Raw genomic sequence first — 12802 nt, 5'->3', positions numbered from 1 at the left:
ATTACTATGCAGTTATTAATTAAAAATGGCTCAGTGCATGCGCCTGAGTTTCTTGGGGATAAAGATATTCTCTGTGCTGGTGGCAAGATCATTGCCATAGAGAAGTATATCGATGAGTCTGCCCTAATTGGCGACTATAAGGTGATTGATGCAAAGGGTGCGTGCGTCGTACCTGGGTTTGTTGATACCCATCAACACTTTATCGGTGGTGGAGGTGAGGGCGGCTATGCAACACGTACACCTGAACTCAAACTAACGGATCAAACACTGAACGGTGTCACCACAGCGCTCGGCTTGCTAGGTACTGATGATTTATCTCGTCACGTCGAAAGCTTGTTTGCCAAAACCATGGGCTTTCGTGATGAGGGTATTAGCACCTATATGATCACTGGGTCCTATTTTTTGCCCTCACCAACCATTACCGGTTCGGTAATGCGAGATATAGCCTTCATTGACCCTGTTGTAGGGGTGAAGTTGGCCGTGTCCGATCATCGTGGTCCTTATATCACCCATGAGGGGTTAGCGGAACTAGTGGCTCAGGTGCGTAATGCAGCCTTGGTGTCAGGTAAAGCCGGCATCATTACTGTTCACGCCGGAGCAGGTAAGAAGGGGTTAACTCAACTTCTCGATGTATTGGATGAAACGGATTACCAAGCTGAGCGTTTTGTACCGACTCATATCAATAGAGAAGACGTTTGGCCTCAAGCGGTGGAGCTGGCCAAGAGAGGCGCTACCATAGACGGGACAGCGGTTTCTCAAGAGATGTTGGACTCTGGCCGAAAAGCGATGTCATGTGCTGAAGCGACCAAGCTGTCTATCGAGTTAGGGATTAAGGATAACTTTACCTTTAGCTCAGATGCTGGTGGCTCACTGCCTAAGTGGAATCAAGATAGAACTCGAATTGTAGGTATGGGTGTTGGCACGCCAAGTTCTTTACTTGAAGAGATTCGCCGAGGCGTTAATCAATTTAGCCTTGAGTTGTCTGATATCTTGTTGCCAATCACCAAGAACGCTGCCAAACAACTTGGATTGAGCCAATTGAAGGGCGAATTAAAAGTGGGCTACGATGCAGACATTGTCCTATTGGATAAAGAAAGCTTAGGCCTAACTCATACCGTCGCAAAAGGCCGAATCATGGTTTCAGAAGGCGAGGCCATAGTAAAAGGCACGTTTGAGTAGCGAATGTTTGGTTTCTCAATAGCCTGATTTGGCAATCTCTAAGATCCCGGCTTTAGGCTGGGATTTTTTATGTTCGATATCAAAGGAAGGGCAGTTTGGTGCAGGCCAGTATCGTGGAGTGCATCGATGAGCAGGCACTCCTTGGTAGGAACTCGTTATTTTTGATATTACAGAAAGGCGAAAGCCCGATTGTTGGTAGCAATCGGGCTTTCTAATTTTTAAGAATCTACAGTTGGTAAGACCGAGTTCTTTATATATGCAAAAGGGCTGGATTTAATCCGGTATAATTCCTTGGTAGGGAATTAAACGCGGATGAAGTCCATGTGCTCAACTTTTGGCTTGAACGCGTGACGTTGAACGTCTTGTGGCTTAACCTTAACTTCAGCGCCGTCGATCACTAGAGTGATAACTTCGTAGAATTCTGGCTTGTCCATTTGGTTGATCACGTCAGAGTGAACTAGCGCGATTGATACTGGCGCTGCTTCACCACCGTAAACGATTGCTGGGAATTGGCCAGCGTGACGTAGGCGGCGGCTCGCACCCTTACCTAGTTCAGTACGTACTACTGCTTCAAATTTCATAGTATTTACTCTCAAATTAGTAAAATAAAAAGATTTTCATCAAAGACTTAGCGACCTAGTCTTCGATATGATTCGCTTTAAAACGATAAATCGTCAAAGCGAGCGCGGATACTACCACTCAATACAAAATCGAGCAATAGGATTCTGCGCCATTTTAGCAGATGAATAGGCAATAGTTACAGCATAAACTCATTGTCGAATATCACATCTCTGAGCTTCCAAAATCTGCCTTCTTTGCGAGCAATAACAAACTTGGGAAGTCTAAATCTATGTTGTTGATTGACAACCTTAGTTGGAGACAATCCGTCAAACTCTTGATGTTTGTCAGCAAGATGCAGTTTGACAAATTGTGAGTGAAAACTTTTCTTTTGTGCAGGGGTGTTGAGGTAGAAATTCAAGCCGACTTTATTGCCACTTTCTCCCAGGTAAACCACTCTTAAAAAGTTCTTTCCTTTGCTGTCTTTCATGACGGAAAACTCAAGATCCGTGCATTCATACACCAGAGCATCTTTAAGGTTTGACGCCTCTTTGAGTTTTTTGTCTGGGTCCACCAGTACTGCATCGCATTCGTGACAAATGCGTGCAGCGATATCATTATCCGCGCCACATTCGCGACAGTACTTCGCTCTGAAGCGATAGTCACAATGCTCACGCTCGCCATCGTCATCTTCAAGATAACCTTGACACTTTCTACCGTAGTGCTCGATAACAAAGCCATTTTCAGCGGTTTTTCCCCAGAAATTATTGTTAAAGCCGCAAGCGGGGCAGGGAATAGTGACGATCTCGCTGTCAGGATCCGGTTGTGGAGCACCTACCTCTGGTTGATACAAGTCGTAGCAGTTACCAGCATACTCCAAAACCAAGCATTCGCTTTTACCCTCTGAGAGTCTGAGACCACGACCAATAATTTGTTGATAGAGACTGATAGACTCCGTTGGGCGGAGCACCGCAATAAGGTCAACGTGTGGCGCGTCAAATCCAGTGGTTAAAACTGACACGTTTACCAGGTATTTGATCTTTTGCTGTTTGAACTCTTCTATGATTCGGTCTCGCTCTTTGGTGTGGGTATCACCAATAACGATGGCCGCTTCCCCTTCCGGTAATAATGCGTGCACCTCTTGTGCATGCTTAACGGTGGCGGCAAATATCATTATGCCCTTGCGGTTTTTGGCAAGCGTAACAATTTGGTTGAGTATCTGCGGGGTAGCGCGTTTTGATTTCTCAATGACCAAATCCATATCCGATTCTCTATATCGTCCCATGTGTGTGGGTGAGATTTCTGAGAAGTCGTAACTAAATAGCGGAGCATCAATGATCTTTGCCGGAGTCAGAAACTCTTGATCTAATAGATAGCGAATAGGCAACTCAAATACGCAGTCTCTGAAGAATCTAGCCTCGTTAGAGCGCACCTGACCGCGAGTATGGTATTGATATATCCAGCCAAGACCTAGACGGTAGGGCGTCGCAGTCAGTCCTAATATCTTTAGGTTAGGGTTAAGCGCCTTTAAGTGACTAATGACCTTTTGGTAACTGCTGTTTTTATCTTCCGGTACGCGGTGGCATTCATCAATGACCAGTAAAGAGAAAGGGTCATTAAAGGCCTCTAGATTTCGAGCCACGGATTGCACTGAGGCGAACACCACTTGTTGCTCGGTTTCCTTTCGGCCTAATCCTGCAGCAAAGATCGCACCAGTGAGGTCATAGCTTTCATACTTAGCGTGATTTTGTTCAACGAGCTCTTTAACGTGCGCCATTACCAACACCTTTCCCTTTGCAAGGCGAGCAAGTTCGGCAATGACTAAACTCTTGCCTGCACCAGTAGGCAAGACGATGACTGCCGGTTCGCTGCGCTTTCTAAAGTAGTGGACGACCGCCTTAACAGAGTCGGCTTGATAGGGCCTCAGTTGGTACATGACTGGATACTATTTCCTGAAAAAATTGAAGTTTGAATCATTCAAACCAGTTATACTATCCGACTTCCTTAAAAAGGAATATCCCCACTAGGCTTAACTTTTCTTCTTTATTGGTATTCGTACCAAGGGTCGTAGATTCGCTATGACGCGGTAGGGCGATATTTCAAACCTTTAAAAACTCCTAGGTTAAGATGCGTTTAGATAAGTATTTGTGTGATGGGCTGGGCATTAGCCGTAAAGACGCCACTAAGTTGATCAAAAGTGGTGATGTAACGGTTGATGACGCTGCAGTGAAATCTGGCTCAGTTAAAGTCAAAGACGGGCAAACCGTTGAATGGCAAGACCGTCCTATTGTTCTTCGTGGACCAAGGTACTTGATGATGAACAAGCCTGAGGGGGTGGTGTGCTCTCATGAAGATGGTTTCAATCATACGGTATTCGTTCTTATTGACGAGGTTCGCTATGAAGACTTGCACTTTGCAGGTCGATTAGACGTGGACACTACCGGTCTGCTTCTGATTACCGATGATGGGCAATGGTCGCATCGCATTACCTCTCCTAAACACAAATGTGATAAGACCTATCGAGTATGGCTTGCAGATCCTGTGCAAGATCATTATCAGCAACAGATTTCCGAAGGAATACTACTTCGCAATGAGCGTGAACCGACCTTGCCTGCGCAAATGGAAATAGTGGGTGAGAAAGAAGTACTGCTGACTATTCACGAGGGTAAGTATCACCAAGTGAAGCGTATGTTTGCCGCGCTAGGTAACAAGGTTGTGGGGCTTCATAGAGAGCGCATCGGCGCTATCGAACTTGATGACACACTGGAGCTTGGGGAGTATCGCGATCTGACTCAACAAGAGATCGACTCCATCTTCAAAAAATAATCACTAGGATAAAAACACTATGACGAAACCATCAGCGACTCAGCTGAGTTTCATGATGTTTGTACTATTAGGGGCGATCTCCGCATTAACGCCCCTTGCTATAGACATGTATCTGCCTGCTATGCCTGCGATTGCCGAAGACTTTGGTGTCATGCCAGGGGACGTGCAGATCACGCTAACTATATATACCTTAGGCTTTGCCGTCGGTCAGTTATTCTATGGCCCATTAGCCGATAGTATTGGTCGAAAGCCCGTGTTGCTTGGTGGTGTAGGCCTGTTCTTAGTTGGCGCAATTGGCTGTACCTTTACACATTCAGTTGAAATGTTGGTGTGGGTAAGGCTACTGCAAGGCTTTGCAGGCGCGGCTGCCGCTGTAGTGATTCAAGCTGTGGTTAGGGACATGTTTGAGGCAGAAGATTTTGCTCGTACCATGTCTTTTATCACCCTAGTGATGACTGTCGCGCCACTGGTTGCTCCGCTGATTGGTGGCCATGTTTCAGTTATTGCAGGTTGGCGAGCGGTCTTTGGTATCCTAGCGGTGTTCTCTGTCATCATGCTGGTGGCTATTTATTACAAAATCCCAGAGACTCTGGCGAAAGAAAATCGACAGCCTTTCCATCTACGGACCTCCTTACGCAACTACGCAGGGCTGCTTAGAAACCGCCAAGCGATGGGGCTGGTTTTATGTGGCGCGTTTTCATTCTCGGGCATGTTCGTATTCTTAACCGCGGGTGCCTTTGTTTATATCGATATCTATGGCGTAGCGCCACAAGACTTCGGCTACTTATTTGGTCTAAATGTTTTAACCTTGGTGATGTTTACTACGCTAAATGGCAGAGTAGTGAAGAAGTACGGCTCAAACAAGATGATCATGTTTGGACTGACTATTCAGCTTCTAGCGGGCATAGGACTGTTCATCTGCTGGGTGGCTGATCTTGGTTTAGTCTTTATCGTGCCTTGCGTGATGTTTTATGTGGGTACCATTTCTACTATTGGTAGTAATGGTATGGCCCTATTGTTAAATAAATACCCGAACATGGCTGGCACAACCTCATCCATTGCAGGCACCTTACGTTTTGGTATTGGCTCTTTAATGGGCTTTATTGTGGCTCATTTACCGGGCGATGAAAGTTGGCCAATGCTGACTATGATGGCGCTTTGCGCCGTGTTATCTATCGTAATCTATAAAGTGTACGGAGAATCTAAACAGTGAAAAGCTACGCAGAACAAATGCTTGAGTTAGTCGATGCGGCTTTGTTGGACATAGACCAACAGCATAAATCTGGGAAATTGGCGGATACGCCAGTAAGCAATACTAACTCTTTGCTGCGTTGGATTACCAAGAGCATCAAGGAAAAACGCTTTGCTACCTTGATGGCAAAAGACTTGATTGTGTGGCAGAAGCAGGGCCGAAGCCAAGGGAGCAAAACGGGGCTCTATGCGCGTTTTCAAACCTTATCAGACTTCTATGGCATGTTCTTTGGTAAAGACTTACAAGTGAAACCTGTCTTAGATAAACAGATCGAACAGTTAATGGACGATATGGAAGGGCTAGGTTGGAGCGTGACCAACGAGTATGACCTGACTGAATCTGCAAAAAGCCAGGTATTTACCGATGGTGAAAGCTCGTTTGTATTGTGCGCCGATCAATGTGAATCCTGCTTTGATGGTGGTGAAGAGCTAGTGCGTCCAATGAGCTTTTATGTTCGAGGCAATCACGCGCAATTCATTCAACAAGCATTGCGCTGCGGCATGATTCTTCACAAGCAGACAGATTATAAATCTAAGGTTAAATACCACGGTGAGTATTTAATTTACCCAAGCAACCAAGGCCCGATTCTTGCTGAAATTCCTCTTGGGTTTTCATTAGATGAATATCAAACTAAAGCTGATAGCTGATAGCTGATAGCTGATAGCTGATAGCTTTTTTCTTGTCATCCCCGAGTGCACTTATCGGGGATCTCAAGAGTCTAGAGATTACCGACCGGGGTGCCGGCTCAGCGGGATGCCGGCCCAGCGGGATGCCTGCCCAGCGGGGGTGCCACCCAGAAAAGACTTAAGTAAAGACGTGTTCAGTGTTTGCAGTGTAGGAAAAGTTATGCTGGAAGCTCGTAGCTTAAAGCCTGTTTCTTGTCATCCCCGAGTGCACTTATCGGGGATCTCAAGAGTCTAGAAATTACCGACCGGGGTGCCGGCTCAGCGGGATGCCGGCTCAGCGGGGTGCCGACCCAGAAAAGACTACGGCAATGACGTGTTCAGTGTATGCAAGTTAGGCTGAAAGCTGGTCGTTAATCACTTTAAATTTCGACTCTAGCTTTCCGACAAATTGCCCTCACCATCCCCTTAAAAATAAACAGATGTGCAGGAAACATTGCGTACCAATAGAGGAGTCCAAAAAAGCCTTTTGGATGCCACCAGGCGCGAACGTCTAGCTCTCTGTGATCACCATGGTCAATAATGGTACATTCCAAGCGTCCTAGTCCGGGACCTTTCATGCCAAACAGCAATGAAAGAAACTGGTTTTCTTTAATACGAATCACCTTCCACGAGTCTATCTTGTCACCGACCTTTAAGTTTGGCCCTTCAGGCACTCGTCTTTTAGGACGGCCGCCTCCGACAAAGAGATCTAACCATTCTCGAGTGCGCCATAAAACATTGGCAAAGAAGTAACCCTCCTCAGGGCTTCCTAACTTTTTCACTACGTTCCATAAGTCTTCAGAGCTCTCTAATGTGGTGATGCTGGCGCCTGCTTGTTTCGGGAAGTAACCATAGCCTGGTTGCCAACGTTTTAGAGCCGCAGGGTCGTACCCCCACACCTTACCGCGAGCGAACTCATCTTCATGGCTGAGTGTATCGGTGATCATCTCTTGGTACGAAAGAAGAGTCTGAGGAAAGCGAGTGCGAATTGCTTGAGAGTCTGCAACGAAATCGTGGCTTAGGCCCGAGAGTAATGCACGCCCAATGTTACTGGGTACAGAAGTAACCAAACCTAGCCATACCGAAGCCATGCCGGGAGTCAGTAGGGGAGTGGCAAATAGGCGGTATCGATTATTGGTGGCCTTACATAAACGCTTAAATTGCTCTCGATAGCTGAGGGTGTCCGGGCCACCGACCTCATAAAACTCACTATTAGTTGGCGTTTCATTGACCAAAGATAAGAGATAATGATTAAGGTTTTGCAGTGCGATAGGGTTGGCTCGCGAATCTACCCACTTTGGCGTAATAAGCACGGGTAGGTTGTAGACAAAATCGCGCATGATCTCGAAGGCGGCGGAACCGGGACCGATAATAACCCCTGCGCGAAGTTCGATAATCGGTACCTTGGTTTGGCGCAAAATATTGCCCGTCTCTCGACGCGCTTTAAGGTGCTCAGAGTCACCAGTTTGAGGCTGCAGAGAACTTAGGTAGATGACCTGACCAATAGGGTTCTGATTAAGTGCATCGGCAAAGTGATGAGCCAGTGATAACTCATATTCAAGAAAGTCGTGGCCATGGTTCATACCATGCACCAAGAAGAATACTAAATCGTAATCGTTAACCACGTCCAGCGTCCGTTGTTTGTTGGCTAAATCTAGCTCTTCAAACGTGAGATCAGGGTGGTTGGTAATCCGGCTTTTCAGCAGTATCGGGTTTCGAGCACTAGCAGTAACTTGGTGTCCCTTTTCCAGCAACAGTGGTACAAGTTGTGAGCCTACATAGCCAGACGCGCCAACCACCAATACCTTTTTTGAGTTCATCCTGATTCCTGCTTGGTTCTATCCTATAGATAAGAGTATACTATTTGCAGAAAACCCTCACTTTTTCATGATCTTGCTGAAAAATACACCATATTTTTCAAAAGATACCCCTCATTATCGAGATTGAATATTTAGGTGAGCTTAAGATGGGTAAAAGGTAACCATTAATGTTGAAACTGGTAAGTGTTAGCAAAGGATTTGTTGACGGTGGAGAATTTCACCCGGTATTACAGGGTGCTGATCTAACGATTGGCAGAGGTGAGCAAATAGCACTTATGGGAGAATCTGGCGCAGGTAAGAGTACACTTCTGAACCTGATCGCAGGCCTAGATAAAGTCGACTCTGGCGAAATCTGGTTTGACGATTACGACATGCATAATTTCAAAGAGAATAATCGTACTCGCTATCGTCGCAATCACATTGGCCATGTTTTTCAACAATATAACCTTTTAACCACACTTAACGTTGCTGACAATATTCGCTTTTGCCGCCAGTTAAAGGGCCTACCTGAAAACAGCCAGTTGTGGCGTCAGATATTAGCTACCTTAGACCTCATGCCTTTATTGGGCCGATATCCAGAAGAGCTATCTGGTGGACAGCAACAACGTGCCGCTATCGCTCGAGCTTTGTATATGGAGCCGTCGATTCTTTTGGCGGATGAGCCAACGGGTAGCCTAGATGAAAAGAATGCAGAAGCGGTGATGCGCTTGTTCTCTTCATTAACCAAAGAATTTAACTGCACCTTACTGCTGGTGACACACAGTGAGAAAGTTGCAGCCTATATGGAAAAGACCGCGCGTCTGCAAGGAGGGCAACTGCATGTTATGGCCCATAGCTAAAGCGCTACTCGGTCATTACAAGCGGCACCCATTGCAGATGATCTTAGTCTGGCTGGGGCTGTCCCTTGGTATTTCGGTATTGGTGGGTGTTTTAGCCATTAACCAACATGCCAAGCTCTCCTATACACACGGTGAACGCCTTTTCTCAAACCCTTTGCCTTACCGTATCCAATCTAAGAGTAATTCTAATACCATTCCTCAGGGCTTCTATGTCCAGATGCGTCGTGAAGGATTCAATCAATGTATTCCGTTTGATATTTACCGCACTCGAACTGATGAGGGGAGCGAAGTTCAGCTATTAGGCATTGATGCTTTGGCAACTGCTGAAGTATTTTTTAGAACTAATATTCTAGAAAACCCAATACTTAAAATGATGCAGCCCCCATATCCTGTGTTGGTGAATCACACCTACATGAAGTACATGGGATGGGAAGAGGGTCAACGCCTTAAGTTGCATGACGGCAAAGAGCTAGGCCCTCTTGTAGTGGATCACCAAAAGTTAGTTAAGGGCTCCAACCTTATCGTTGATATGGCGGTCACTCGTAATCTAAGAAGAGGCACAGGCTTTTCTTTGATTGGCTGCGGAAATATGAGCCAAGAAAAGCTGGATAAGATTCGCGCCATGCTCCCTGAGGGTATGAGCTTGCGTAAAAATACTCGTGCAGAATTGGTCTCCCTAACTGAAGCCTTCCATCTCAATCTCACTGCAATGGGAATGCTGTCATTCTTAATTGGTTTGTTCATCTTTTATCAAGCCATGTCGCTCTCGTTCATTCAAAGGCAAACCGTTGTTGGCGTGCTGCGCCAAATAGGTGTTTCCGGTGGGCAGTTGGTGGCTGCTCTCAGTTTAGAGTTGGTGATTCTGGTAGTGGTGAGTTGGCTTTCAGGTAATGTTTTGGGTTTAATGCTCGCCAATCAATTACTGCCTGCTGTGTCTATGAGTATTGGCGCTATTTATAACGCAAGTATCGATCTTGTGATCAATTGGAGCTGGACTTGGAGCCTTAAAAGCTTGGGTATGGCGATCTTGGGGGTCTTACTCTCTTGTACGTGGCCTTTAGTCCGCTTGATACGTTCACAGCCAATTCGTCTGACTGCTCGTTTATCCCTAGTTCGCTTTGCGGGCAAAGAATTTTTCTGGCAAGCGGTACTGTCTGCTGTTTGTCTATTTGCCGCTGTATTTATTCTTCAGTTTGGTGAAGGGGTTTATGCTGGGTTTAGCATTCTCGCTTTTATGCTGGTGGGCGTTGCTTTAGTAGTGCCGTACATCATATTTGAGCTATTCACCTATCTTTCCTATCGTCTACGCTGGGTGAGAGCGCGTTGGTTCTTTGCTGATGCAGCGGCTTCCATGAGCTATCGTGGTGTGGCGCTAATGGCCTTTATGTTAGCGATAACCGCGAACGTCGGCGTTGAAACTATGGTGGGAAGCTTTAGAGAAACCACTGATAAGTGGCTATCTCAGCGCCTTGCAGCGGATGTCTATATTCATCCCACAGTCAATGCTGCGCCTAGAATGACCGCTTGGCTTGAAAAACAGCCAGAAGTGAAAGAAGTATGGCAGCGCTGGGAAACTGAACTGGTGACCCTTGATAGCAATATTAATCTTGTCAGCACAGGTGATAGTGCTGGAGAGAAAAGTTCGTTATCAGAGAAGGTCACCATTCCAGACTATTGGCATCACTTACATCATTCTCGTAGCGTGATGATCAGTGAGTCTATGTCTCTGAAACGAAACATTAGAGTCGGGGATTACATTTCTCTGCCTGCCCCTGTTGGTCAGCAATGGCGTGTGGTAGGGGTCTATTATGATTATGGAAACCCCTATGATCAGGTCTTGTTATCGGAGAATAGCTGGCGCTTGTTACTGCCAGGACAAGGAAGCATTGGCTTAGGGGTCGTGCTCAACGATAAATCCAAAGCCGATAGCCTGACCTCGAAACTAATCTCTATCTATCGAACGCCGGCAGAGCGGGTGGTCAACAACAATACCATTCACGAGCAGGCGCTGAAGATCTTTGACAGAACCTTCGGCATTACTGATACCTTAGGCAACCTAACCTTGATCGTCGCCGTCTTTGGTATCTTCTTCGCGACTCTTGCTGGCGAGGCGTCGAGATTGCGCAATGTTGCCTTGCTTCGCTGTCTTGGAGTCTCAGGAAAAGAACTGGTGTTTGTGGGCGGGGCACAACTGTTCGCATTTGGTTTGGTGTCTTCATGTGTGGCGATTCCCCTAGGCATGGCGCTCGCGAGCAATGTGGTAGAACTTATTTTGAAGAAAACCTTTGGCTGGAGTATGCAGTTGCATGTGGTTCCATGGGATTACTTAGGTACATTGGCACTCACTGTTGGAGCCTTAATGTTGGCGGGAGCCATACCTGTATTGCAAGTGATTCGTCGTACACCGATGAAATCACTGCGTGATGCGTTATAGAGCGAAAGAATGCAAATAACCTTTAATAAACGTCTATTTTTGTTAATCACTATTCTTGTGACACTTTCTATTGGTGTGGGGATAGGGATTTATAAACTTTGGAGCGCAGATCAGCAGCCTCTGTTGACCATAGAAGATCTTGAGAGTGAGGTTGATGATACCTTTGAGCCGGTATTGCCTGGTCCTAGAATTAATTTTCCCAACGATTTTCGAATGCATCCTAAGTTTCAGCATGAAGTGTGGCGATACATTGCCATGCTTAATGATGACCAAGGCAATGAATACCTTGTGCAGTGGTTTTTATTTCGAATCTCTATGTCTGAAGATCAGGGAACAGGCTGGGAGTCTCCACAGATTTATACCTCTCAAGCCATTGTCACCACACCAGACCAAGTGTTTCGAGATCAACGATTTGCGAGAGGTGGGATAGGCTTGGTCGGTATGCGCCAGCGCCCATACCAGCTTTCAATCGATAATTGGACTCTGCGCTCTTTCTCCGGCTTTCCAATGCCGGGTCGGTTGTCCATTTCATCGGATCAGTTTGACATTAGTCTAGCCAATAGTCTGGATAAGCCTTATATCCCGCTGGGAGAAAATGGCTATCAGGTAACTCACGAGCTGATGTCTAGAGCGTTCTATGGTTATGCTGCTCCTTACGTTAATAGCTCAGGCACACTGACCATAGGCAATCAAGCTATAGAGGTGTCTGGTATGGCGGTGTTCAATCAGGTATGGGGAACTGACATCCTTGGTGAGGATCAAAGGGGCTATAATCAGTTTATGTTCAGGCTCCAAGATGGAAGAGTGCTGTCTGTGACGAAAACTCGTCATCATGGAGATATAGACGCCTACAACTATGGCAACATTTACACACCCGATGGCGGTCACGTAGCACTTAAGCATGATGATATAGAGATTCACGCTATTGGTTCTAGCACCTTAAGTAACGGCAAGACCCTGCCTTTGCAATGGGTGGTAAATGTGCCTGAGTACAATATTTTTCTGACGGCTAAGACGTCGCGTCTTGAGCAGTGGACAAATCTTTCTATACCTTCATGGTCAGGTCGAATTGAAGCCTCAGGCAGTATCAATGCCACGGGTTATCTTCAATTGATCGGCTACTGACTTATTGGTCTACTCTATATAGGCTAGGTTGAGTTGCCCCGGAGGATGTTAGACTAAATTCTTTTTGTATTATTTTAGTATCTCAGAGGCTTTTTTTTGCCTTT

The 12802-nt window shown here is 46.1% G+C and carries 10 protein-coding genes; 7 read left to right on the top strand and 3 right to left on the bottom strand.

Translation table 11 applies throughout. The features are described 5' to 3' along the window. The first annotated feature begins 6 nt into the window (after window positions 1-6). The gene (gene iadA, locus D5I41_RS15775; RefSeq protein WP_119010606.1) at window positions 7-1179 is read left to right on the top strand and encodes a beta-aspartyl-peptidase; all 1173 of its coding nucleotides are present in this window, start codon (window positions 7-9) and stop codon (window positions 1177-1179) included. A 302-nt stretch (window positions 1180-1481) separates the two neighbouring features. Here the strand turns inward: iadA and rplY are convergent, their stop codons facing one another. Beyond that, entirely contained in the window at window positions 1482-1760 is a 279-nt protein-coding gene (gene rplY / locus D5I41_RS15770; RefSeq protein ID WP_017030070.1) for a 50S ribosomal protein L25, read from the bottom strand. A 176-nt stretch (window positions 1761-1936) separates the two neighbouring features. Further along, the gene (radD, locus tag D5I41_RS15765; RefSeq protein WP_119010605.1) at window positions 1937-3673 is read right to left on the bottom strand and encodes a DNA repair helicase RadD; all 1737 of its coding nucleotides are present in this window, start codon (window positions 3671-3673) and stop codon (window positions 1937-1939) included. A gap of 191 nt (window positions 3674-3864) precedes the next feature. Here radD and rsuA point away from each other — a divergent pair, with 191 nt between their 5' ends. From rsuA to D5I41_RS15750, 3 genes are read left to right on the top strand one after another with little or no spacing between them, the layout of a single operon-like run. Beyond that, window positions 3865-4563, top strand: a complete 699-nt coding sequence (gene rsuA, locus D5I41_RS15760; protein ID WP_119010604.1) for a 16S rRNA pseudouridine(516) synthase RsuA — start codon at window positions 3865-3867, stop codon at window positions 4561-4563. A gap of 19 nt (window positions 4564-4582) precedes the next feature. Next, window positions 4583-5776 (top strand): Bcr/CflA family multidrug efflux MFS transporter, encoded by a 1194-nt coding sequence (locus D5I41_RS15755; protein ID WP_017030067.1) that lies wholly within the window; start codon window positions 4583-4585, stop codon window positions 5774-5776. Further along, window positions 5773-6462 carry a DUF2913 family protein gene (locus D5I41_RS15750; protein WP_119010603.1) on the top strand — a complete coding sequence of 230 codons (690 nt, stop codon included), beginning with the start codon at window positions 5773-5775 and terminating at the stop codon, window positions 6460-6462. The genes D5I41_RS15755 and D5I41_RS15750 overlap by 4 nt, the downstream gene beginning before the upstream one ends. A gap of 398 nt (window positions 6463-6860) precedes the next feature. On the opposite strand, the gene D5I41_RS15745 is transcribed toward D5I41_RS15750, so the two are convergent. Then, window positions 6861-8300: a DUF2867 domain-containing protein gene (locus D5I41_RS15745; protein ID WP_119010602.1), complete on the bottom strand. Its 1440-nt coding sequence runs from the start codon at window positions 8298-8300 to the stop codon at window positions 6861-6863. A 167-nt stretch (window positions 8301-8467) separates the two neighbouring features. Here D5I41_RS15745 and D5I41_RS15740 point away from each other — a divergent pair, with 167 nt between their 5' ends. From D5I41_RS15740 to D5I41_RS15730, 3 genes are read left to right on the top strand one after another with little or no spacing between them, the layout of a single operon-like run. Further along, entirely contained in the window at window positions 8468-9139 is a 672-nt protein-coding gene (locus D5I41_RS15740; protein WP_017030064.1) for an ABC transporter ATP-binding protein, read from the top strand. After that, on the top strand, window positions 9120-11573 hold the full coding sequence (locus tag D5I41_RS15735) for an ABC transporter permease (protein WP_119010601.1): 2454 nt from the start codon (window positions 9120-9122) through the stop codon (window positions 11571-11573). Before D5I41_RS15740 ends, D5I41_RS15735 begins: the two co-directional genes overlap by 20 nt. Before the next feature lie 9 nt (window positions 11574-11582). Further along, complete coding sequence (locus D5I41_RS15730; protein WP_119010600.1) at window positions 11583-12698, top strand: lipocalin-like domain-containing protein; 1116 nt, start codon at window positions 11583-11585, stop codon at window positions 12696-12698. Window positions 12699-12802: the final 104 nt, after the last annotated feature.

The sequence above is a fragment of the Vibrio superstes genome, assembly GCF_003569005.1.
Taxonomy (GTDB): domain Bacteria; phylum Pseudomonadota; class Gammaproteobacteria; order Enterobacterales; family Vibrionaceae; genus Vibrio; species Vibrio superstes.
This window is presented reverse-complemented; position numbering and strand designations above follow the sequence as displayed.